Raw genomic sequence first — 21,319 nt, 5'->3', positions numbered from 1 at the left:
GACCGACTGATGTGACGTCGGCCCAGCACTGTGGCGACATCGGCAGGAACCCTCACGCGATACTGAAAGATCGTGCCCCGCCGCCATAGTCCCGGCAACCGTCTATTCGAACGTTTGTGCAACAGTGGTGTGCTACAGTCGGCAGCACCGTTTCTCCCACGATTTCCGGGGCTTTCCGGTGATGGACGGGACGTCGTGTGCAACTGTAGTGTGCTACACGCAGACCGATCCTGCTCTGAAAAGCTCGGTTTTCCAGCGATGTAGGAGAGATTGGATGCCCCGCGAGGATTCGAACCTCGATAGACGGAATCAGAATCCGTAGTCTTACCATTAGACGACGGGGCATCGGGAGGCGCCCCACTAGCGGCGGTCGTGATTCGGGTCAAGCCGGTTGATGCAGGAAAAAGTGCGGGCCTTGCCCGTTGGCGCGAGGGGCGTTAGCATCGGTGTCAGGTGCCCGCCCGATCGGCGGGAAGACATTAGAACGAGTATCGAATTTATGGCGGACCACGATCCGCCGGTTGCCAAAGTCGAAGTGTCGGGAAAAGCCGAAGTGACGGGTCGTCCGTCGCGGCGGCGCAAGGGCAGGAGGGGCAAGGCGAAGGCGCCGGCGAACCCCCAGCAAAGCCCTCAGCCGCCCGGCACGAAAGCCAAAGGGAAGGCGCGCCCGTCGGGCAGCGCCGCCAGGTCCGAGGCAGGCAAGGCGCCGAGCGCAGACAAGACAGCCGCACCGCCCGCAAAGGCGCCCGTGCAGCCGGTTCGGAAGGTTCCGTCGATGGCGCCCGGGTCACCCGGGTTGCCCGGATCGCCGGGTCCTGCCGGTTCGGGGCGCCAGGCCTATGCGGCGATCGATCTCGGCACCAACAACTGCCGCCTGCTCATCGCCCGGCCTTCGGGCGAGAATTTCACGGTGATCGATGCCTTCAGCCGTGTCGTGCGGTTGGGGGAGGGGATCGCGCAATCCGGCCGCCTGTCCGATGCGGCGATGGAGCGGACGCTGTCCGCGCTGCGCGTCTGCGCGGACAAGCTGATGCGGCGCAACGTCTTTCTGGCCCGTTCGGTGGCCACTGAGGCGTGTCGCCGCGCGAGCAACGGGCCGGAATTCATCGAGCGGGTGCGCCAGGAAACCGGCATCCACCTCGACATCATCTCGGCGCGCGAGGAAGCCCGCCTTGCGGTGCTCGGCTGCCATGTACTGCTGGAGGACGGCTTCGGCCCGGCGATGATCTTCGACATCGGCGGCGGCTCGACCGAACTGGTGCTGATCGAGAGCACCGGCACCGTCCCGCGCATCCTCGACTGGCAGAGCGTGCCCTGGGGCGTCGTCTCGCTCACCGAAAGCTGCGGGCCGGAAGGCACCACGCAGGCCGAACGGCTGGAGCGCTATCGCCACATGCACAGCCTGGTGGCGGAGAGCTTTTCCGCCTTCTCCAAACGGGTCGGTCCGGCGCGCGAGAGCGCCAGCCACGACGGGCCGCTGCGCCTGCTCGGCACCAGCGGTACCGTCACCACCCTCGCCAGCCTGCATCTCGAACTGCCGCAATACGACCGGCGCATGGTCGACGGGCTGATCGTGCCTGCCGAATCGATGCGCGGGATCAGCTCGCGGCTGTCCTCCATGGCGATCGAGGAGCGGCGCGAACTCAACTGCATCGGGCGCGAGCGGGCGGACCTTGTCGTCGCCGGCTGCGCAATCCTCGAAGCCATCCTCGACCTCTGGCCCGCGGCCCGCCTCGGCGTCGCCGATCGCGGCATCCGCGAAGGCATCCTGCGCAGCCTCATCGCCTCGCACTCGCCCGGCCCGGCATCTGGAATACGAAACATGACCGACACCATCCGCAACGCAGTCCACGCCCGATGAGCCGCTCAGGACGCGATCCCGGCGAGCGCTTGAAGACCGCCAAGAAGCGTTCGACCAGTTCGGCGCGCTGGCTGACGCGCCAGCTCAACGACCCTTACGTGAAGAAGGCGAAGGCGGACGGCTATCGCAGCCGCGCTGCCTACAAGCTGCTGGAACTCGACGAGAAATTCGAGCTGTTCAAGGGCGTCGAGCGCGCCGTCGACCTTGGCATCGCGCCGGGCGGGTGGAGCCAGGTGCTGCGTCTCAAGCGGCCCAAGGCGAAGATCGTCGGCATCGACCTCCTGCCCACCGACCCGATCGAGGGCGTCACCATCTTCGAGATGGACTTCATGGCGGACGCAGCGCCTGCAGCGCTCGACGGGGCGCTGGAGGGCGCGCCGGACCTCGTCATGTCGGACATGGCGGCCAATACCGTGGGCCACAAGCAGACCGACCATCTGCGCACCATGGGCCTGGTCGAGACGGCGGCGGACTTCGCCATCCAGTACCTTGCGCCGGGCGGGACGTTCCTCGCCAAGGTGCTGGCGGGGGGGACGGATACGCAACTGCTTGCGCTGCTCAAGAAGCATTTCACCAGCGTCAAGCACGCCAAGCCGCCTGCCAGCCGCAAGGATTCGTCCGAGTGGTATGTGATCGCCAAGGGCTTCAAGGGGCGCGGAGAAGCTGGCGAGGCTTGACATTTATCGCCAAATAGGTTATATGACCCAGCATCCGATCCGGCGATGATCACGCCGAAAAGGTGTATCGGGTCGGCGTCGTGGGCCGGGATGCGGTTTCAAGCCGCGATCGCGCAAACCACGCGCCCAACGAAGACCCGGACCGTCCTCTCGGCTCTGGAAACGTCCTTCGAACCGCTTTGTCCTCATGGACAGACAATGCGAAGGCTATCCCGGATGACCCATGACCGCCAACGACGCGAACCCTAACGTCGGTCATACGGGACGGCTCCGATGGAATACCCAGGTCGAGCCGGGCTGACCACCGCTACCCGGCCGCTCGTCAGAGCAGGTGGAAAACAAACCCCCGCGTCCCGGTGTGGACGCTCCCGGCGCCGACCCGATGTTCTCGGAATTCGCGTTGATTTCCCCCGGCGTAATGGCCCGCACTCGCCAGCGGGTATTTTTGTGTGACCTTGCCGCACACACAACATCGTCATCCCAGCGAAAGCTGGGACCGCTGGCCGCGTAAAGCCCAACTCTCGGCAGGGCGCCCCGGCGATAGGTGGCCGTAACAGGCCAGCGGTCCCAGCTTTCGCTGGGATGACGGGCTTTGTTTTCGAATTCCTCCCCGAGACAAGCTCGGGGAGGAATTTGCCCCGCAAAGACGAAAACGGCCCGCTAGCGACTCGGCGGCGCTAGCGGACCGTTTTCAACCGGCGATCCCTTGAAAGGGGCCGGATCGGGTTATTGCGCCGCCGCTTCGGAAGCCTCGGGCGCGGCCTCACCCTCGGCGGGCGCTGCGGCGGCATCGGCTGCGGGGGCCGCGTCAGCGGCGGGCAGCGGCAGGTTCGAGCCCTGTGAATTCAGATAGGCGATGACGTTGGCGCGGTCTTCCGGCTTGGAAAGTCCGGCGAAGGTCATCTTGGTGCCCGGCGCGTAGGCCTTGGGGCTCTTGAGCCAGTCGTTGAGGGCATCGAACGACCAGTTGCCGCCCTTGCTCTTGAGCGCGTCGGAGAACGCGAAGCCGCCGACGCCCTTGCCGATCGCCTCGCCCACCACGCCGTGCAGGTTCGGGCCGATGCCGTTGGCGCCGCCCGCATTGATCGTATGGCACGACGTGCACTTGGCGAAAGTCGCCTGGCCCTTGGCCACGTCGGCGCTGGCGAGCAGCGTGGCGATCGGCGGATCGCCGCCGCCTGCGCCTTCCTCGGCGACGCCTTCGACAGCATAGCCTGCAGTCTCCGGCGCGTGATGCTTGTCAGCCTGAAAATACATCGAACTGGCGATCGTCAGTCCCAGGCCGACGATGCCCGAAAAAAGAGTCCAACCGGCGATAGTATTGAAACGATCGTCCATTCAGCATGCCCCGCGGTGATTATTCACTCATCCTGTTGGCTTCGGGCATTAATGTCCGCCTTGATCCAGCGCAAGTGCCGATACGGAATTCGGCCATTGCGCTTGGGGCTGGGGCCGCCTAATCGCGCGCACGTCATGCATGCTTATCCCCAGCCCGCCATCGCCCTCGTCGCCGATATGGAGGCCGCCGCCCAGGCACAGCCGGCGCGCGCCGTCGCGTTTCAGGGCGCGCCGGGCTGCAACGGCCACCGCGCCGCGCTCGAATACGATGCCCGTTGCCTGCCGCTGCCGTGCTTCTCGTTCGAGGATGCGCTGGACGCGGTGAAGGAGGGCCGGGCCGACCGCGCGATCATCCCGATCGAGAATTCGCAGCACGGCCGCGTCGCCGACATCCACTTCCTGTTGCCCGAGAGCGGCCTGTCGATCGTCGGCGAGCATTTCACCCCGATCAGCCACGCACTGATGGCGCTGCCCGGCGCGAAAGGCCCGTTTTCGGCGGCCTACAGCCACCCGCAGGCGCTCGGCCAGTCGCGCCATTACCTGCGTGAGCGGGGCATCGTGCCGATGGCCTATGCCGACACCGCCGGTGCAGCGGCGCTGGTGCGCGAACAGGGCGACCCCGAAGCCTGCGCGATCGCGCCGAAGCTGGCCGCAGAACTCTACGGTCTCGAGATCGTGGAGGATCGGGTGGAGGACGCCTCGGACAATACCACCCGCTTCGTGGTGCTGGCGCGTGAGCCGCTCGATCCGTTCGACCTCAAGGGCACGCAGGCGATGACGACCTTCATCTTCGAGGTGAAGAACATCGCGGCGGCGCTCTACAAGGCGCTGGGCGGTTTCGCGACCAACGGCGTCAACATGACCAAGCTGGAAAGCTACCAGATCGGCGCCAGCTTCGCGGCGACGACGTTCTACGCCGACATCGAAGGCGCCCCCGGCGAGGCGCGCATCGATTCGGCGCTGCAGGAGTTGGCGTTCCACTGCAAGTACGTGCGCCCGCTGGGGACCTACGAGCAGGCGCGCAAGCGGGGCTGACCCCTCCACCACCCGCTACGCGGGCGGTCCCTCTCCCCATTCCTGCGGAACGGGGAGGATTTGCCTGTTCCTCCCCGTCGCGCAGCGATGGGGAGGTGGCAGTCGCGCCGCGACTGACGGAGGGGGTCTTTCCCCGACACGACGAGCGCTTTCAACCGCTTGCGCCGCACTTCCCGCCATGCAATCGTGCTAGGCGTGACGATTGGCGGGGGCACTGAAGCGGGTTCGGCCGCAGACGCGGCGCGGGACTGGAAGGCCGTGCGCGACGCGGCGGACATCCAGTTCACGCCGCTCCCCGACCCCAAACCCGTTCCCCCCACCGACATTCCCGAATGGCTGAAAGCGCTCGGCCGCCTGCTGGAGGCGATCTTCGCGCCGATCGGCAAGCTGCTCGGCATGTCGTGGCCGGTGTTCCAGTGGATTCTCATCGCCGCAGCGGCGGCGCTGGCGCTGTTCATCCTCTGGCGCCTGCTGATCGAGCCTAGCCTCGACGCCTGGCGCAGCCGCCGTCCGAAGCTGGAGGAGGTCCACTGGACTCCGACGCAGGCCGAGGCGGTGGCGCTTTTGGAAGACGCCGACAACCTCGCCGCGCAGGGTCGCTATGGAGAGGCCGCGCATCTGCTGCTCCGGCGCAGCGTGCGCCAGATTTCAGACGCCTGGCCCGACTGGCTCCATCCCGCGAGCACCGCGCGCGAGATCGCCGTGCTGCCGATGCTGCCCGAAAGCGGCCGCAGTGCCTTCGCCGTGATCGCCGGACGGGTCGAGCGGGCGCTGTTCGCGCTGCGGGACCTCGACGCGCAGGACTGGACCGCCGCCCGCACCGCTTATGCGCAGTTCGCGCAAATCGAGCTGCGGGCATGAACGCGAAGGCGAAAGGCGTCGCAGTCGGCGCCAATCCGTTCTCGCTCTGGGCGGTGCTGGCGATCGTGGTTCTCGGCGCGCTGCTGTTCGTGGCGCTGCTGTGGATGATCGGCACCGGTATCGGCATGGGCACCGCCAACGACGGCAAGGCGCATGCGGAGGGCAAGGGCCTCAACGGCTATGCGGCGATGGCCGACTACCTCGAACGGCGCGGCTTCGCGGTCGAGGCGACGCGCAATCCTGCGGCACTCAAAAGGCCGGGACTTCTGGTGCTTACCCCGCCCGCGATCATCAAGGGCAAGGAGATCGACAAGATCGTCAGCGCCCGGCGCTCGATCGGGCCGACGCTGGTGATCGCGCCCAAGTGGCAGCCGATGCCGCCGATCCGCGAGCAGCGCGACAAGGCGAAGAAGGGCTGGGTACGCCTCGGCGGCGAAACCACGCTCGACTGGCCGGGCTTCCTTGACGAACTGACGCTGAGCGGCGATACCGTGCCCAAGGCGCAAGCGGGCTGGCGCGCCGACGGGATTTCCGGGACGCTGCCGACCGGCACCGTGCAGGCGGGCAAGGGCGAGGGGCTGGTGCCGCTGGTCGTCAGCCGCGACGGCAAGCTGGTGCTGGCGGGCTTCATGGACGACGGTGGCCGCTACGACGCCCTTGACGCGATGGCGCAGGACGGCCAGCACTATATCGAGGGCGAGGACTACGACGAGGGCCGCTATCCGGTGGTCATGGTGTTCGAGCCGGACCTCCTCGACAACTACGGGATGGCCCGGATCGAGAGCGCGCAGCTGGCCGAGGCTCTGGTGCGCGCCACCGGGGTCAGGCCGGGCGGCGCTGTCGTGTTCGACATGACCCTGCCCGGCTACGGCCATGCGCAGAACCTGCTGACGCTCGCCTTCACGCCGCCGTTCCTTGCCGCGACGCTGTGCCTGTTGCTGGCGGCGGTGGCGGTGGGCTGGCGCGCGTTCCTGCGCTTCGGGCCGCCGCTGATGCCCGAGCGGGCCATCGCCTTCGGCAAGCGCGCGCTGGTGAGCAATGCCGCCGGGCTGGTGCGCCGTACGCGCCGTTTCCACCTGCTCGGCCCGCCTTACGCCGACCGCGCGCGGGAACGGCTGGTCGCGGCGCTGGCCCTGCCGCGCGGCGTGGATGCCGAGCACACCGACGCCGCCATCGACCGGGCGCTTGCCACGCGCGGGGCTGATGGTGAGCCCTTCTCCGTGATCGCCGCCCGCCTCCATGCGGCCGGGCGTTCGCACGATCTCCTCAAGGCCGCGCGCGATCTCCACGCGCTCGAAAGGACGCTGACCCGATGACCGAGACTGCACCCGATATCGCACAAGTAGGCGCGCTCGCGCAGGCGATCCGCGCCGAAGTGGGCAAGGGCGTGATCGGGCAGGCCGAGACGATCGAGCACCTGCTGATCGCGCTGATGGCGCGCGGCCATGTGCTGCTGGAAGGACCTCCGGGCACCGCCAAGACGTTCCTTGCGCAGTGCTTCGCGGCGACGCTGGGGCTGGACTTCGGGCGCATCCAGTTCACGCCGGACTTGATGCCGGGCGACATTCTCGGCTCCAACCTGTTCAACTTCCAGACCAGCCAGTTCACCCTGACGCACGGCCCGATCTTCTGCGACCTGCTGCTGGCCGACGAGATCAACCGCACCCCGCCCAAGACGCAGGCGGCGCTGCTCGAAGCGATGCAGGAGCGCCGCGTGACGCTGGACGGCACCGCGCACCCGCTGCCGCCGCACTTCACGGTGGTCGCCACGCAGAACCCGATCGAGAGCCAGGGCGTCTACCCGCTGCCCGAGGCGCAGCTCGACCGCTTCCTGTTCAAGGTGCTGGTCGATTATCCCAGCGCCGAGGAAGAGCGCGCCATCGTCGCGCGCTACGGCGAGAATCGCGGTGCGCCGACACCGGCGGATGTGGGCATCGTCACGGTCACGACCCCCGCGCAGCTGGAAGCGGTGACGCGGGCGGTGGCCTCGGTGAAGCTGGCGGACAGCGTGACCGACTACATCGTGCGCCTCGTGCGCGCGACGCGCGAGTCTGCGGACCTGTCGAGCGGTGCCTCCCCCCGCGCCGCCGTGTTGCTGGCCGGTGCCGCCCGCGCCCGCGCCGCGCTCGATGGGCGCGACTACGTGGTGCCCGACGATGTGAAGGCGCTGGCGACTTCGGTGCTGCGCCACCGCCTGCTGCTCAGCCCGGCGGCCGAGATCGAGGGCAAGCAGGTCGAGGCGCTGGTCGCCCAACTGGTCGAGCAGACCGAAGCGCCGCGCTGATCCGGTGAAAGCAAGACTCGCCCCGATAGTCCCGACGGCCCGCGCGGCGGTGACGCTGGCGGCGATCGCCCCGGTCGCGCTGGTGATCGCGGCGGCGAGCCCGGACTTGTGGGTGATCGCGCCGGTCGCGGGGCTCGCCGTGCTGGTGCTGGTGGTGATCGACGCGCTGCTCGGCGGCCGGGTCGCGGACCTTCGGGTTACGGTGCCCGGCGACGTCGAAGTCGGCGCCGAGGGCCGGATGGAGGCCGCAGTCGCGCTGCGCTCCGGCAGGCCCTCGCGCGCGGAACTGGCGCTGGAGTGCGACCCGCGCCTCGCACCGGGCGGGCGGCTGGTGTTTCCGCTGATCGCCGGTGATGGCGGCTGGCGCGGCTCCGGCACTTTCACGCCCTCGCGTCGCGGCACCGGCAAGGTCACCCGCGCATGGCTGCGCTGGACCGGGCCGCTGGGCCTCGGCGCGCGGCAGCTGGCGGGGACTCTGGACGAGACGGTGCGGGTCTGGCCCAACGTCGCCGCCGTGCGCTCCCCCACGCTGCAGACGTTCCTCAAGGATGCGCAATACGGCCTGCTCGCCCGCCGCATCCGGGGTGAGGGTACGCAGTTCGAATCGCTCGCCGAGTACCAGCCCGGCATGGACCGCCGCCGGATCGACTGGAAAAGCTCGGCGCGTCACGTCCACCTCTACGCCAAGGAATACGAGGTCGAGCGCAACAACCAGATCGTCTTCGCCTTCGACTGCGGGCAGGCGATGTGCGAGCCGATCGCCGGGATGCCCCGCCTCGACCGCGCCGTTTCGGCAGCGCTGGCGACCGCTTTCGTGGCGCTCAAGGGCGGCGACCGGGTGTCGCTGTTCGGCTTCGCCTCGCGGCCCGAGGTGGCGACGCCCTTCGTCACCGCCAGCAGCGAGTTCCACCGCCTCCAGCGCGCGGCGGCGGGGCTGGAGTACCGCACGGAGGAGCCCAACTTCACCCTCGCCCTCGCTACGTTGGCGGGAAGGCTGCAGCGCCGCTCGCTGATCGTGATCTTCTCCGACTTCTCCGACCCCACCAGCGCTGAACTGATGATCGAGAGCATCGGACGGCTGGTGTCGCGCCACGTCGTGCTGTTCGTGACGATGGCGGACGAGGAACTGGAGACGCTGTCCACCGCAGAGCCCGATGACATGGAAGTGCTGTCGATGGCGGTCGCCGCCGATGGCCTGCTGCGCCAGCGCGCGGTCGTCACCCGGCGGCTGCGGCAGATCGGCGTCGACGTGATCGAGGCTCCGTGGCGGCAGGTCGGCACCCGGCTGATCGACGCCTACCTTGCCATCAAGCGTTCGGGAGCGATCGGATGAACGCGATATCGAATGCCGCCATCGAAAGCGCCGCGCTGCGCTCCGACCGCTTCCGGCTGGAGCGCGAGGCGGACTGGCAGCGGCTCGAGAACATCGTCGTGCGCATGGAGAAGGGCCGCCTGCGCGGCATTTCCGACGAGGACTTGCTGGCGCTGCCCGGCCTTTATCGCACCGTCGCCTCCAGCCTCTCGATCGCGCGCGAGACTTCGCTCGACGCGGCGACGCTGGGCTATCTGGAATCGCTGGTGCAGCGGGCGTGGTTCGTCGTCTACGGCCCACGCTCCTCGCTGTGGGAGTGGCTGCGCGGGTTCCTCGGCGGCGGCTGGAGCCGGGCGGTGCGCGGCATCGGCTTCGAGATCGCCATCGCCCTGCTCGTCATGGTGGCGGGCGCGGTGGTCGGCTGGCTGCTCGTCTCGCACGATCCCGAATGGTACTTCGCGCTGATGGGCCGCGAGATGGCGGGCGAGCGCGTCCCCGGCGCCAGCGCCGAAGCGCTGCGCGGCACGATCTTCGGCAATACCGACAAGACGGGGATGAGCGTCTTTGCCGCCCAGCTGTTCAGCAACAATGCGCAAGTTTCCATCCTTGCCTTTGCGCTGGGTTTCGCGCTGGGCATCCCGTCGCTGCTGCTGCTGGTTCACAACCTTGCGGGGTTGGGAGCGATGGGGTGGGTCTACTGGAAGGCCGGGTTGCTGCTCGACTTCGCGGGCTGGATCAGCATCCACGGCACGACCGAGCTGTTCGCGATCCTGCTCTCGGGCGCGGCGGGGCTGCATGTCGGGCGCTCGATCGCCTTTCCCGGCAACTGCCCGGTCCTGACCGCGACCGCCGAGGCCGGACGCCGCGCGGCAGTGGTCATGGTCGGGGTGGTGCTGATGCTGGTCGTCGCCGCGCTGCTGGAAGGGTTCGCGCGCCAGCTGGTCGACCAGACGCCCGCGCGCCTCGCGGTCGGCGGGTTCATGCTGCTGGCGTGGAGCGCCTACTTCTTCGCCTATCGCGGGAGGGCCGGGCGATGAAGCGCCGGATCAACCGGGTGCGCGGCAGCAAGCAGCGCGTGCTCGTCACGCCCGAGGGCATCGCGCTGCCGGTGACGGTGGCCGGGCGCGGGGCGCGGGTGGGGGCGCTGATCCTCGACCTCATCATCATCGCCCTGCTCATGATCGGAACCTCGATCGCACTGATGCAGATCGCCGGCGGGGCGGCGCAGATCACGCAGGCCGTCGAGGGCAAGGGGGCGGCGGCGCAGATCCTGCAGTTCCTCATCGTCGTGTGGATCGTGGCGATGTTCCTGTTCCGCAACGCCTACTTCCTCTACTTCGAGCTGGGGCCGCGGGGCGCGACGCCCGGCAAGCGCATGACCGGCATCCGCATCGCCGCGCGCGACGGCGGCCGCCTCACCGCCGAGATGGTGATCGCCCGCAACCTCCTGCGCGACATCGAGATGTTCCTGCCGATCCCGCTCATCGCCATGGCGGGGCCGGACAACGGCATGGCCTGGCTCGCGGCGGCGGGGTGGCTGGCGATCTTCCTGCTCTTCCCGCTGTTCAACCGCGATGCCCTGCGCGCAGGCGACGTGATCGCGGGAAGCTGGGTGCTCGAACGCCCCAGGCAGAAGCTGCAGGCGGCGATGACGACTTCCGAAGCGCCGGTGGCCGAGCGTTTCCAGTTCCGCTTCGAGGAGCACGAACTGGCGGTCTACGGCGAGTTCGAACTGCAGGCGCTGGAGCGCGTGCTGCGCGAGGACCGGACCGACGCGGTCGAGACGGTCTATCAGACCATCGCCGAGAAGATCGGCCGCAACGACGGCTGGGGCGCCGAGCGGCGCTTCCTCTCGGACTACTACACCCAGTTGCGGGCGCGGCTGGAAGCAGGCATGCGCATGGGACGCCGCAAGGCCGACAAGCACGCAGAGTAGAGCATGAACCTGACCATAAGGCCCGACGACCTCACCTCAGAAGCGGTGCTGGCGCTGCTCCAGTTCCACCTCGATGAGATGCATCGCTGGTCCCCGCCCGAGAGCGTCCACGCCATGCCCGCAGCGCGCCTGCGCCAGCCGGACGTGACGTTCTTCTCCGCGTGGGACGGCGATGTGCTGGCGGGCTGCGGCGCGATCAAGCACTTGTCCGAAGGCCACGGCGAACTCAAGTCGATGCGCGCGGCGCCGGACTATCGCGGCAAGGGCGTGGGCAAGGCGCTGCTGCTGCGCCTGCTGGAAGAGGCGAGCGCGCGCGGCTATGCCCGCGTCAGTCTGGAAACCGGGCGGCCGGAGCCGTTCCACCCCGCCCACGGCCTTTACCGCGCGCACGGCTTTGCCGAGTGCGCGCCTTTCGGGGACTATGTCTCCGATGACTTCTCGATCTGCATGACCAGGGAATTATGATGGAACTTCGCGCCGCCACTCCCGCCGATGCCGCCGCGCTGGCGCGTCTCGGCACCGACAGTTTCGTCGCCAAGTTCGGCCACCTCTACACGCCGGACGACCTGGCGAACTTCCTCGCCGGATCGCACAGCGAGGCCAAGGTGGCCAAGGAGATCGCCGATCCCGCGATGCGGGTGATGCTGGCGGAGCGGGGCGGGCAGCTGCTCGGCTATTGCAAGCTGGTGATGACCTGCGGCTGGCCCGAGCATGCGCGGGCGGATAGGGTGATCGAACTCAAGCAACTCTACACCGCGCCCGAGGCGACCGGGCAGGGCATCGGCGCGGCGCTGATGGACTGGGCGCTGACGGAAGCGGCGGCCTTCGGGGCGGGCGAGGTCCAGCTCTCGGTCTATTCGGACAACCCCGGGGCGCAGAAGTTCTACGCGCGCTACGGGTTCGGCAAGGTCGCCGACATTCACTTCATGGTCGGCGAGCAGCGGGACGAAGAGTTCCTGTTCGCGAAGGTGCTGTAACGTTCCTCCCTGTCGCGAAGCGATGGGGAGGGGGACCGCCCGCGCGGCGGGTGGTGGAGGAGGCGAACCCCTCCGTCAGCGCTTCGCGCTGCCACCTCCCCATTCCTGCGGAACAGGGAGGATCAGAACCACTTCAACCGCCTGAGCAGCGCGATCTCCACGCCCAGGATCGCCGCGCAAATCCCGACGATGATCCAGAACCCGTGCGATCCCTGCGCCGACAGCGGAATGTCGCCGACGTTGATTCCCAGCAACCCGGTGATGAAGGTCAGCGGCAGGAACACCCCGGCCACCACCGCCAGCACATATTGCGTGCGCTGGCTGTTCGCTGCTGCGCGGGCGCGGATGTCGTCCTGCAGCACGACCGCCGATTCCTTGCTGATGTCGAGGTCGTCGAGATAGCGGCGCAGGCGGGCGATCGATTCGGCGATCTCGCGCCGGTCGTGGTCCTCGAACCAGCCGGGCGCGCCGTTGGCGATGGCGGTCAGCGCCTCGTGCTGCGGCGACATGTGGCGCTTGAGGGCAAGGCTCTGGCGGCGGATCATGGCGATCTTGTCAAGGGTCTGGTCGGTGTAGGTATCGGCCGTCTCGTCCTCGAGATCGTCGATCATCGCGTTCATGTCGACGATGGCGTGGCTCATGCGGTCGATCAGGTGCTCGGTGAGCGCGGTGACGAGCGCGCCCGCGTCATGCGGCCCGCTGCCTGCATCGAGGTCGTCGGCGACGAGGCGCGGCGTCTGCAGCGGCGCGCGGCGCAGGGTGACGACGCGGCTGCCGTCGCTCCACAACTGCAGCGAGAGCATGTCCTCGGGCGCGGCGCCGGGGTTGAAGTTGATCCCGCGCAGCGTCGCCACCAGCGTCTGTCCTTCGCGAAAGGCGCGGGGGCGGTTGGCGTCGCTGGTGAGCAGTTCGGCGGTCGGCTCGGGGATCGCGCAGTGGGTTTCCAGCCACTCCTGCATCCCCGGATGGGTGCGCAGGAGATGGATCCACAGCACTTCGCCCTCGACGCCGGGCTTCCAGCGCTGTGCCTCTTTCCATCCGACCACGCGCGCACCGCCCCGGCCGTCGAGCACGCGCCCGAACAGCAGCGGAAGTTCGGAGGACTCGTCGTCGGTGAGGGGTTTGTCGGCAGCATGCACAGTCATGGACGAGTAAATGCCCGAAATCGCGCGAAGTCGCCAGCACACCGGAATGCGTCTTCAATCCGCAAGGCAGAACGCCTATAGAGGCTTCATGTCCTCCATCCGACCCTGGCGCGATATCGAGCGCCGCAAGAGCCGACAGATCATGGTCGGCAGCGTCCCCGTTGGCGGCGATGCGCCGATCACGGTCCAGACCATGACCAACACCCTGACATCCGACGCGAAGGCGACGATCGAGCAGATCCGCCGCTGCGAGGATGCCGGGGCGGACCTCATCCGCGTCTCCTGCCCCGACGTCGAGTCGACGGCGGCGTTCCGGGAGATCGTGCGCGGATCGCGCGTGCCGCTGATCGCGGACATCCATTTCCACTACAAGCGCGCTCTGGAAGCCGCCGACGCGGGCGCGGCGTGCCTGCGCATCAACCCCGGCAACATCGGCTCGTCCGACCGCGTCGCCGAAGTGGTGCGCGCCGCCAAGGCCAACGGCTGCGCGATCCGCATCGGCGTGAACGCGGGCAGCCTGGAGAAGCACCTCCTCGAAAAGTACGGCGAGCCTTGTCCCGATGCCCTCGTCGAATCGGCGATGGACCACATCAAGCTGCTGCAGGACCACGACTTCCACGAATACAAGGTGGCGGTGAAGGCCAGCGACGTGTTCCTCGCCGTCGCTGCCTATCAGGGGCTGGCGGACGCGGTGGATTGCCCTCTGCACCTCGGCATCACCGAGGCGGGCGGGTTGATCGGCGGCACCGTCAAGTCCTCGATCGGCATGGGCATGCTGCTGTGGTCGGGCATCGGCGATACCCTGCGCGTCTCGCTCTCGGCCGAGCCGGAAGAGGAAGTGCGCGTCGGCTTCGAGATGCTGAAGGCACTCGGCCTGCGCACGCGCGGTGTTCGCGTCGTCTCCTGCCCCAGCTGCGCACGGCAGGGCTTCGACGTCATCCGCACCGTGGAGGCGCTGGAAGAGCGCCTGCAGCACATCAAGACGCCGCTTTCGCTCTCGGTGCTGGGCTGCGTCGTCAACGGCCCCGGCGAAGCGCGCGAGACCGACATCGGGCTGACGGGCGGCGGCAACGGCAAGCACATGGTCTACCTTTCGGGCGTGACCGACCACACCGTGCAGAGCGAGACGATGCTCGACCACATCGTCAGTCTGGTGGAAGCCAAGGCGGCGGAGATCGAGGCCGCCAACGCCGCGCAGGAAGCCGTCGCGGCGGAGTGATCCTCCATCTCGTCATTGCGAGCGCAGCGAAGCAATCCAGAGCGGTTTACGTGGCCCTGGATTCCTTCGCTGCGCTCGCAATGACGATCAGGTGGATGCCAGTTCCGCCAGCAGCCATGTCTCGAAGGCCCGGATGATCGGGCGATCGGCGTGGATTAGCGGATAGACCAGCGAGTGCAGCGTCTCCCGGATCGTGCATCCCGGTAGCGGCGCGACGAGCCTGCCCTCGGCCAGTTCTCGCTGGGCGAGGCGGGTGGATTCGAGCGCCACGCCGAGGCCATCTGCGGCAGTGGCGATCACCATGAAGCTGCGGTCGAAGTGCATCGCGTAAGTCTTGGGCGCCGGGACGCCTGCAAGCTCCGCCCAGCGCGCCCATGTCACCCGGTTGCGGTCGCCGTTGATCAGCGGCAGCGCCATGACGTCCGCCGCGCAGGTGATCGAGGCGGCCATCTGCGGGGTACAGAGCACCGTCACCTCCTCCTCCCCCAGCGGGATCGCCTTGACCGGGCCGGGCAGCGGCGGGCCGTTGACGATATCGGCATCGACCTCGTCGGCGGCGAAGCGCGAATAGTCGGTGCTTGCGGTGATGCGGATGTCCATGCCGGGGTGGCTGTCGAGGAAGGCCGGCAGGCGCGGGGTCAGCCACAGGGCCGTGAAGCTGGGCGGCAACCCGAAGCTGGCGGGCACCTACAAGGTCGGCGCGTTCTTCGACACCTCGAAGAGCAGCAACCTCGTCTATGACGACAACGGCGGTGTCGCGCAGCTGACCGGCGATCCGCTGGCACGGGAGCGTGGCCGGGCGAGCATCTACGCCGTCGCGCGCCAGCAGTTCACCGCCGCCGCCGAGTCGATGGCGCGGGCGCATTGGAAGCCTTCTTCAACTTCGTGAGCGCCGACCACCGGACCAACAAGCTGGTCAACGTCATCACGGCAGGCGTCACCTATTCGGGCCTGATCCCCGGCCGCCCAAAGGAGCAGATCGGCCTTGCCGTCGGCCGCTCGCGCGTGAACCGCAATTTGCGGGGCCTCCAGGCCGCGCGCAACGCGGCGCTGGGCGAGGACATCGAGCCGCAGAGCAACGAATACGCGATCGAGGCGAACTATTCGATCGCCCTGATGCCCGGCCTCAGCCTGCGGCCGAACCTGCAGTGGTACATCAACCCGGGCGGCCGTCAGGGCGCGAAAAACGTGCTGGTCGCAGGCACCGGCGTCTTCGCGAACTTCTGACAAAAGAAAGGCCCCGTCGGATCGCTCCGGCGGGGCCTTCTGTTTGCGAAACGTCAGCTCCGTCCGCTCAGAAGTGCGCGATAACACCGGCCATCGGGCGGATGCTGTCGAAGTCGTAGGTATCGACTTCAAAGCGCAGGCGCAGGCCGCCGTTGCCGGTCACGCCGCCAAGGCCGATGTCCTTGGGGCCGACCTCTACGCCGACGCCGTAGATCCAGTCCTTCTGGTCGGAGTAGGCGCGCTTGCCGTTGACCCATTCGTGCCCGGCCGAGGCGTAGATCATGCCGCTGTCACCGGCACGGGCGCCGACGCGGCCCTTGACGCCGTACTCCCAGTCGATGTCGCCGAAGCCCTTGGCGACGTTGCCCTCGGCGCCGACAAAGACCGGGCCGAGAGGCACGTTAACACCCGCGACACCCTGGATCAGCGCGCCGTTCATCTTGCCGCCGCGCGGGGAGCCGAATTCGCTGCTCTTGTCGTAGCTGTCGTAGCCGCCCATGATGCCGACGTAAGGCTCGATGCCGAAGGCGGGCGTGCCGTCAGGGGCGGTGGCCTCGGTGGTCGGCGCGGTGTCGGCGTCCTGCGCGAAAGCAGCGGCGGGGGCGACGGCGATCAGGGCGGCCGCGCAGAGTGCAATCTTCTTCATAAACTCAACTCCATCTTGGCAGGCCGGGGGGGAAGGCGCCGCCAGTTGTGAGAGAGACCGAGGGGTGCGGCATCGCCGCCGTGCCCACGCAGGGGACGCAGCAAACGGCACCGCCGTGCGGGGGTAACGAGGTCTGTTCGCGTTGGGGTGACGGGATGGACCGGCAGCTATCGCGCTGCGCTGCCGCCGTGGCGGGAAAGGTCCATGTACCTGATCAACAACAGTTCGTGTGTCTTAGCTACCTTCGATCATCTCATGAGGGGAAACCCGAGGGCGCACAGGGGGTTCCGCTCAACTCGTCGATGGCGACCAATGTGTGACATTCGTGCAACGACAGTTCGATCGAACGCGATGGGAACTCACGCCCGTTTCGCCGAATGCAAAAAGCCCCGCCGGATCGCTCCGGCGGGGCTTTTCATTTGCCCTGAGGGGAGAGGCTTATTCGGCCTCGTCACCCTTGATCAGGTAGTCGCCGGCATCGGCGTCGGTGCCGTGGGTCTCGCCCTCGACCGCCGCGAGCGGGCTGTCGCCCAGGTCGTCCGCCGCGTTGCGCAGCAGTTCGGCCTTGTGCTCTTCCTCGGCCGTGTTGGCGAGGATCATGGCTTCCTGCACGCGGCGGGTGGCCGCGCGGAGCGCCGCGTCACGGCTGGAGGCCGCCACGCGAACGCGGTTCATGCCTGCACCCGTACCGGCCGGGATCAGACGACCGACGATGACGTTCTCCTTGAGACCGATCAGCGAGTCCTTCTTGCCCTCGACCGCCGCCTGCGTGAGCACGCGGGTGGTTTCCTGGAACGACGCCGCCGAGATGAACGAGCGGGTCTGCAGCGAGGCCTTGGTGATGCCCAGCAGCACCGGCTTGCCGACGGCGGGACGCTTGCCCTCGGGCAGCTTGCCGTTGATCTCGGCCATTTCCTCGTAGTCGACCTGCTCGGCCGCCAGCAGCGTGGTGTCGCCGCCGTCGGTGATCTCGACCTTCTGCAGCATCTGGCGAACGATCACCTCGATGTGCTTGTCGTTGATCTTCACGCCCTGCAGTCGGTAGACTTCCTGGATTTCCGCAACCAGGTATTCCGCCAGCGCTTCCACGCCGAGGACTTCCAGGATGTCATGCGGATCGGGCGAGCCCGAAACCAGGTTGTCGCCCTTCTTGACCCAGTCGCCTTCCTGAACGTCGACGACCTTCGACTTCGGGATCAGATACTCCACCGGCTCACCCTCTTCCGGGATGATCGCGATCTTGCGCTTGGCCTTGTAGTCGCGGACGAACTCGATGCGGCCGGAGACCTTGGCGATGACCGCGTTGTCCTTCGGCTTGCGGGCCTCGAACAGTTCGGCGACGCGCGGCAGACCACCGGTGATGTCGCGGGTCTTGGCGGCTTCGCGGCTGGCACGGGCGATGATGTCGCCCGCTTCGACCGTCTGGCCGTCCTCGACCGAGAGCGTGGTGCCCGGCGCCATCATGTAGCGGGCCGATTCGCCGCTCGCGTCGTCGAGAAGGGTGATGCGCGGACGCAGATCTTCCTTCTTCTTGGCGCGGGCCGTCGAACGGTCCTCGGTGACGACGCGGCTGGTCATGCCGGTGGCGTCATCGACGTGCTCGGTCAGCGTGCGGGTGTCGATCAGGTCCTGATACTTGATGATACCCGACGTCTCGGTGATGATCGGCAGGGTGAACGGATCCCACTCGGCCAGGCGTTCGCCCTGCTCGACCTTGGCGCCGTTCTTGTGCAGCAGCACCGTACCGTAAGGCACGCGGTGCAGTGCGCGTTCACGGCCCTCGGTGTCGAACAGCACGATCTCGCCGTTACGGGCCAGCGACAGCATGCGGCCGCGCTTGTCCACGATCGTCGGGATGTCGCGATATTCGACATGGCCCGCGCTGATCGCTTCGAGGTGGGAGGTTTCGTTCAGCTGCGCGGCACCGCCGATGTGGAAGGTACGCATGGTCAGCTGCGTGCCCGGCTCACCGATCGACTGCGCCGCGATGACGCCGACGGCTTCACCGATGTTCACCGGCGTACCGCGAGCGAGATCACGGCCGTAGCAGGTGCCGCAGACGCCCTGGGTCGCTTCGCAGATCAGCGGCGAGCGGATGCGCGCCGACTGCAGGCCGGTCACTTCGATCGCAGCCACGGCGGCTTCGTCGAGGAGCTGGCCCTTGGTCGCGATGACGTTGCCTTCCTTGTCGACGATGTCCTCGGCCAGGGTACGGCCCAGGATACGCTCGGCGAGCGAGGCGATCACCGAACCGCCCTGCACGATCGAACGCATTTCCAGCGCGCGCTCGGTGCCGCAGTCATCGACGACGACGACGCAGTCCTGCGAAACGTCGACCAGACGGCGGGTCAGGTAACCCGAGTTCGCCGTCTTGAGCGCCGTATCCGCGAGGCCCTTACGGGCGCCGTGGGTCGAGTTGAAGTATTCAAGAACGGTCAGACCTTCCTTGAAGTTCGAGATGATCGGCGTTTCGATGATCTCGCCCGACGGCTTGGCCATGAGGCCGCGCATACCGGCAAGCTGCTTCATCTGCGCCGGGCTACCACGCGCACCCGAGTGGCTCATCATGTAGATCGAGTTGATCTGTGCCATGCGGCCGGTTTCGGGGTCGATCGGCTGGGCCTTGATCTCGTCCATCATGGCGTTCGCAACCTGGTCGCCGCAGCGGCTCCAGGCGTCGATCACCTTGTTGTACTTCTCCTGCTGGGTGATGAGACCGTCCTGGTACTGCTGCTCGTAGTCGGCAACCAGTTCCTTGGTCTCGGCCACCAGCGCCACCTTCGAGTCCGGAATGATCATGTCATCCTTGCCGAAGGAGATGCCCGCGCGGAATGCGTTGCGGAAGCCGAGCGACATGATCGCGTCGGCGAACAGCACCGTGTCCTTCTGGCCGGTGTGACGGTAGACCTGATCGATGACGTCCCCGATTTCCTTCTTGGTGAGAAGGCGGTTGACGACGTCGAAGGGCACCGTGTGCGACTTCGGCAGGCATTCACCCAGGAGCATGCGGCCCGGGGTGGTCTGGAAGCGCTTCATGTACTGCTGACCGTTCTCGTCGGTCTGCGGCACGCGGGCCTCGATCTTCGAGTGCAGGGTCACCGCACCGACGTGCAGCGCCTGGTGCACTTCGGCCATGTCCGCGAACTTCATGCCCTCGCCCGGCTCACCGTCGCGGTCGAGCGACAGGTAGTACAGGCCGAGGATCATGTCCTGCGAAGGCACGATGATCGGCTTGCCGTTGGCGGGCGAGAGGATGTTGTTGGTCGACATCATCAGCACGCGCGCTTCGAGCTGGGCTTCCAGCGAGAGCGGCACGTGGACGGCCATCTGGTCACCGTCGAAGTCGGCGTTGAAGGCCGAGCAGACGAGCGGGTGCAGCTGGATCGCCTTGCCTTCGATCAGGACCGGCTCGAACGCCTGGATGCCCAGACGGTGCAGCGTCGGCGCGCGGTTCAGCATGACCGGGTGCTCGCGAATGACTTCGTCGAGGATGTCCCAGACTTCCTTGCGCTCCTTCTCGACCCACTTCTTGGCCTGCTTCAGGGTCATCGACAGACCCTTGGCGTCCAGACGGGCGTAGATGAACGGCTTGAACAGCTCGAGCGCCATCTTCTTCGGCAGGCCGCACTGGTGCAGCTTGAGTTCCGGACCGGTCACGATGACCGAACGGCCCGAGTAGTCGACGCGCTTACCGAGCAGGTTCTGACGGAAGCGGCCCTGCTTGCCCTTGAGCATGTCGGACAGTGACTTCAGCGGACGCTTGTTGGCGCCGGTGATGACGCGCCCACGGCGGCCGTTGTCGAACAGCGCGTCGACCGCTTCCTGCAGCATGCGCTTTTCGTTGCGCACGATGATGTCCGGCGCGCGCAGTTCGATCAGGCGCTTCAGACGGTTGTTGCGGTTGATGACGCGGCGATACAGGTCGTTGAGGTCCGAGGTCGCGAAGCGGCCACCGTCCAGCGGCACCAGCGGGCGCAGCTCTGGCGGGATGACCGGCACGACGTCGAGGATCATCCATTCGGGACGGTTGCCCGAATCGATGAACGATTCCACGACCTTGAGGCGCTTGATGATCTTCTTGGGCTTGAGTTCCGACTTGGTCGTCTCAAGTTCCTGCAGCAGATCCGCGCGCTCCTGCTCGAGGTCGAGGTTCATCAGCATGTGCTTGACGGCCTCGGCGCCGATGCCGGCCGAGAAGGCGTCTTCGCCATACTCGTCCTGCGCGTCGAGCATCTCGTCTTCGGTCAGGAGCTGGTACTTCTCGAGCGGGGTCAGGCCCGGCTCGATGACGATGTAGCTCTCGAAGTACAGGACGCGCTCAAGCAGCTTGAGCTGCATGTCGAGCAGCAGGCCGATGCGCGAAGGCAGCGACTTGAGGAACCAGATGTGCGCGACCGGGGCGGCCAGTTCGATGTGGCCCATGCGCTCGCGGCGCACCTTGGTCACGGTGACTTCGACGCCGCACTTTTCGCAGACGACGCCCTTGTACTTCATGCGCTTGTACTTGCCGCACAGGCACTCGTAGTCCTTCACGGGACCGAAGATGCGGGCGCAGAACAGGCCGTCACGCTCAGGCTTGAACGTGCGGTAGTTGATGGTTTCCGGCTTCTTGATCTCGCCGAAGGACCAGGAGCGGATGCGCTCGGGGCTCGCCAGTCCGATCTGGATCTGGTCGAACGTCTCGGGCTTGGCCATCTGGTTCGTGAACTTGGTCAGGTCGTTCATAGTTTTATCCCTCTAGAGGGTGAAATCTTGTCTGCAGGCGGGAGAGGGTGGGCGAGGCGCGAGGCCCCGCCCGATG

At 67.3% G+C, this 21,319-nt stretch carries 20 protein-coding genes and 1 tRNA gene; 14 read left to right on the top strand and 7 right to left on the bottom strand.

From position 1 onward, the window contains the following. The coding region (locus ACODRZ_RS22770; RefSeq protein WP_488986244.1) for a DUF6538 domain-containing protein at nt 1–98 on the bottom strand (98 nt) is incomplete at its 3' end. 173 nt (nt 99–271) lie between these two features. Further along, nucleotides 272–345: transfer RNA gene (locus tag ACODRZ_RS22765), tRNA-Gln, on the bottom strand. Nucleotides 346–499: 154 nt separating this feature from the next. Between ACODRZ_RS22765 and ACODRZ_RS22760 the strand changes: the two genes are divergently transcribed. Both ACODRZ_RS22760 and ACODRZ_RS22755 read left to right on the top strand, forming a co-directional pair. After that, complete coding sequence (locus ACODRZ_RS22760) at nt 500–1,861, top strand: Ppx/GppA phosphatase family protein (RefSeq protein ID WP_488972578.1); 1,362 nt, start codon at nt 500–502, stop codon at nt 1,859–1,861. After that, nucleotides 1,858–2,538, top strand: a complete 681-nt coding sequence (locus ACODRZ_RS22755; RefSeq protein ID WP_488972579.1) for an RlmE family RNA methyltransferase — start codon at nt 1,858–1,860, stop codon at nt 2,536–2,538. The genes ACODRZ_RS22760 and ACODRZ_RS22755 overlap by 4 nt, the downstream gene beginning before the upstream one ends. Before the next feature lie 726 nt (nt 2,539–3,264). Here ACODRZ_RS22755 and ACODRZ_RS22750 read toward each other — a convergent pair. Beyond that, nucleotides 3,265–3,876 (bottom strand): c-type cytochrome, encoded by a 612-nt coding sequence (locus ACODRZ_RS22750; RefSeq protein WP_488972580.1) that lies wholly within the window; start codon nt 3,874–3,876, stop codon nt 3,265–3,267. 135 nt (nt 3,877–4,011) lie between these two features. Between ACODRZ_RS22750 and ACODRZ_RS22745 the strand changes: the two genes are divergently transcribed. The 9 genes from ACODRZ_RS22745 (at nt 4,012) to ACODRZ_RS22705 (ending at nt 12,281) form a co-directional block, all read left to right on the top strand. Beyond that, on the top strand, nt 4,012–4,911 hold the full coding sequence (locus tag ACODRZ_RS22745) for a prephenate dehydratase (RefSeq protein WP_488972581.1): 900 nt from the start codon (nt 4,012–4,014) through the stop codon (nt 4,909–4,911). Between the two features lie 195 nt (nt 4,912–5,106). Beyond that, nucleotides 5,107–5,772, top strand: a complete 666-nt coding sequence (locus tag ACODRZ_RS22740; RefSeq protein ID WP_488972582.1) for a hypothetical protein — start codon at nt 5,107–5,109, stop codon at nt 5,770–5,772. Continuing rightward, nucleotides 5,769–7,088 carry a DUF4350 domain-containing protein gene (locus tag ACODRZ_RS22735; RefSeq protein WP_488972583.1) on the top strand — a complete coding sequence of 440 codons (1,320 nt, stop codon included), beginning with the start codon at nt 5,769–5,771 and terminating at the stop codon, nt 7,086–7,088. Before ACODRZ_RS22740 ends, ACODRZ_RS22735 begins: the two co-directional genes overlap by 4 nt. Further along, a complete protein-coding gene (locus ACODRZ_RS22730; protein WP_488972584.1) occupies nt 7,085–8,056 on the top strand; it encodes an AAA family ATPase in 972 nt (323 codons plus the stop codon). Before ACODRZ_RS22735 ends, ACODRZ_RS22730 begins: the two co-directional genes overlap by 4 nt. Before the next feature lie 4 nt (nt 8,057–8,060). Next, nucleotides 8,061–9,389: a DUF58 domain-containing protein gene (locus ACODRZ_RS22725; RefSeq protein WP_488972585.1), complete on the top strand. Its 1,329-nt coding sequence runs from the start codon at nt 8,061–8,063 to the stop codon at nt 9,387–9,389. Then, complete coding sequence (locus ACODRZ_RS22720; RefSeq protein ID WP_488972586.1) at nt 9,386–10,405, top strand: stage II sporulation protein M; 1,020 nt, start codon at nt 9,386–9,388, stop codon at nt 10,403–10,405. The genes ACODRZ_RS22725 and ACODRZ_RS22720 overlap by 4 nt, the downstream gene beginning before the upstream one ends. After that, nucleotides 10,402–11,304 carry an RDD family protein gene (locus ACODRZ_RS22715; protein ID WP_488972587.1) on the top strand — a complete coding sequence of 301 codons (903 nt, stop codon included), beginning with the start codon at nt 10,402–10,404 and terminating at the stop codon, nt 11,302–11,304. Before ACODRZ_RS22720 ends, ACODRZ_RS22715 begins: the two co-directional genes overlap by 4 nt. Before the next feature lie 3 nt (nt 11,305–11,307). Next, complete coding sequence (locus tag ACODRZ_RS22710; RefSeq protein WP_488972588.1) at nt 11,308–11,769, top strand: GNAT family N-acetyltransferase; 462 nt, start codon at nt 11,308–11,310, stop codon at nt 11,767–11,769. Beyond that, nucleotides 11,769–12,281 (top strand): GNAT family N-acetyltransferase, encoded by a 513-nt coding sequence (locus ACODRZ_RS22705; RefSeq protein ID WP_488972589.1) that lies wholly within the window; start codon nt 11,769–11,771, stop codon nt 12,279–12,281. Before ACODRZ_RS22710 ends, ACODRZ_RS22705 begins: the two co-directional genes overlap by 1 nt. A gap of 122 nt (nt 12,282–12,403) precedes the next feature. Here ACODRZ_RS22705 and ACODRZ_RS22700 read toward each other — a convergent pair whose 3' ends face one another. Beyond that, complete coding sequence (locus tag ACODRZ_RS22700; RefSeq protein WP_488972590.1) at nt 12,404–13,426, bottom strand: zinc transporter ZntB; 1,023 nt, start codon at nt 13,424–13,426, stop codon at nt 12,404–12,406. An 88-nt stretch (nt 13,427–13,514) separates the two neighbouring features. On the opposite strand from ACODRZ_RS22700, the gene ispG reads away from it, so the two are divergent. Further along, entirely contained in the window at nt 13,515–14,645 is a 1,131-nt protein-coding gene (ispG, locus tag ACODRZ_RS22695; protein ID WP_488972591.1) for a flavodoxin-dependent (E)-4-hydroxy-3-methylbut-2-enyl-diphosphate synthase, read from the top strand. Nucleotides 14,646–14,732: 87 nt separating this feature from the next. Here the strand turns inward: ispG and ACODRZ_RS22690 are convergent, their stop codons facing one another. After that, on the bottom strand, nt 14,733–15,314 hold the full coding sequence (locus ACODRZ_RS22690; protein WP_488972592.1) for a LysR substrate-binding domain-containing protein: 582 nt from the start codon (nt 15,312–15,314) through the stop codon (nt 14,733–14,735). Here ACODRZ_RS22690 and ACODRZ_RS22685 point away from each other — a divergent pair. Both ACODRZ_RS22685 and ACODRZ_RS22680 read left to right on the top strand, forming a co-directional pair. Continuing rightward, nucleotides 15,298–15,534, top strand: coding sequence for a carbohydrate porin (locus tag ACODRZ_RS22685; RefSeq protein ID WP_488972593.1), 237 nt, complete (start codon nt 15,298–15,300; stop codon nt 15,532–15,534). The genes ACODRZ_RS22690 and ACODRZ_RS22685 overlap by 17 nt on opposite strands. Beyond that, the gene (locus tag ACODRZ_RS22680) at nt 15,510–15,872 is read left to right on the top strand and encodes a carbohydrate porin (protein ID WP_488972594.1); all 363 of its coding nucleotides are present in this window, start codon (nt 15,510–15,512) and stop codon (nt 15,870–15,872) included. The genes ACODRZ_RS22685 and ACODRZ_RS22680 overlap by 25 nt, the downstream gene beginning before the upstream one ends. Nucleotides 15,873–15,939: 67 nt before the next feature. Here the strand turns inward: ACODRZ_RS22680 and ACODRZ_RS22675 are convergent, their stop codons facing one another. Both ACODRZ_RS22675 and rpoC read right to left on the bottom strand, forming a co-directional pair. After that, nucleotides 15,940–16,518 carry an opacity protein gene (locus ACODRZ_RS22675; RefSeq protein ID WP_488972595.1) on the bottom strand — a complete coding sequence of 193 codons (579 nt, stop codon included), beginning with the start codon at nt 16,516–16,518 and terminating at the stop codon, nt 15,940–15,942. Between the two features lie 438 nt (nt 16,519–16,956). Then, on the bottom strand, nt 16,957–21,243 hold the full coding sequence (rpoC, locus tag ACODRZ_RS22670; RefSeq protein ID WP_488972596.1) for a DNA-directed RNA polymerase subunit beta': 4,287 nt from the start codon (nt 21,241–21,243) through the stop codon (nt 16,957–16,959). Nucleotides 21,244–21,319 lie beyond the last annotated feature (76 nt).

The organism is Novosphingobium sp. FG90, from assembly GCF_057808725.1.
This window is presented reverse-complemented; position numbering and strand designations above follow the sequence as displayed.

Excerpts from the sequence above, each read along its gene's own strand:
- ACODRZ_RS22700 (WP_488972590.1), bottom strand. The coding sequence starts at position 13,426 with ATGACTGTGCATGCTGCCGACAAACCCCTCACCGACGACGAGTCCTCC.
- ACODRZ_RS22760 (WP_488972578.1), top strand. The coding sequence starts at position 500 with ATGGCGGACCACGATCCGCCGGTTGCCAAAGTCGAAGTGTCGGGAAAA.
- ACODRZ_RS22745 (WP_488972581.1), top strand. The coding sequence starts at position 4,012 with ATGCATGCTTATCCCCAGCCCGCCATCGCCCTCGTCGCCGATATGGAG.
- ACODRZ_RS22705 (WP_488972589.1), top strand. The coding sequence starts at position 11,769 with ATGGAACTTCGCGCCGCCACTCCCGCCGATGCCGCCGCGCTGGCGCGT.
- ACODRZ_RS22675 (WP_488972595.1), bottom strand. The coding sequence starts at position 16,518 with ATGAAGAAGATTGCACTCTGCGCGGCCGCCCTGATCGCCGTCGCCCCC.
- ACODRZ_RS22750 (WP_488972580.1), bottom strand. The coding sequence starts at position 3,876 with ATGGACGATCGTTTCAATACTATCGCCGGTTGGACTCTTTTTTCGGGC.
- ispG (WP_488972591.1), top strand. The coding sequence starts at position 13,515 with ATGTCCTCCATCCGACCCTGGCGCGATATCGAGCGCCGCAAGAGCCGA.
- ACODRZ_RS22735 (WP_488972583.1), top strand. The coding sequence starts at position 5,769 with ATGAACGCGAAGGCGAAAGGCGTCGCAGTCGGCGCCAATCCGTTCTCG.
- ACODRZ_RS22755 (WP_488972579.1), top strand. The coding sequence starts at position 1,858 with ATGAGCCGCTCAGGACGCGATCCCGGCGAGCGCTTGAAGACCGCCAAG.
- ACODRZ_RS22720 (WP_488972586.1), top strand. The coding sequence starts at position 9,386 with ATGAACGCGATATCGAATGCCGCCATCGAAAGCGCCGCGCTGCGCTCC.
- ACODRZ_RS22715 (WP_488972587.1), top strand. The coding sequence starts at position 10,402 with ATGAAGCGCCGGATCAACCGGGTGCGCGGCAGCAAGCAGCGCGTGCTC.
- ACODRZ_RS22710 (WP_488972588.1), top strand. The coding sequence starts at position 11,308 with ATGAACCTGACCATAAGGCCCGACGACCTCACCTCAGAAGCGGTGCTG.
- rpoC (WP_488972596.1), bottom strand. The coding sequence starts at position 21,243 with ATGAACGACCTGACCAAGTTCACGAACCAGATGGCCAAGCCCGAGACG.
- ACODRZ_RS22730 (WP_488972584.1), top strand. The coding sequence starts at position 7,085 with ATGACCGAGACTGCACCCGATATCGCACAAGTAGGCGCGCTCGCGCAG.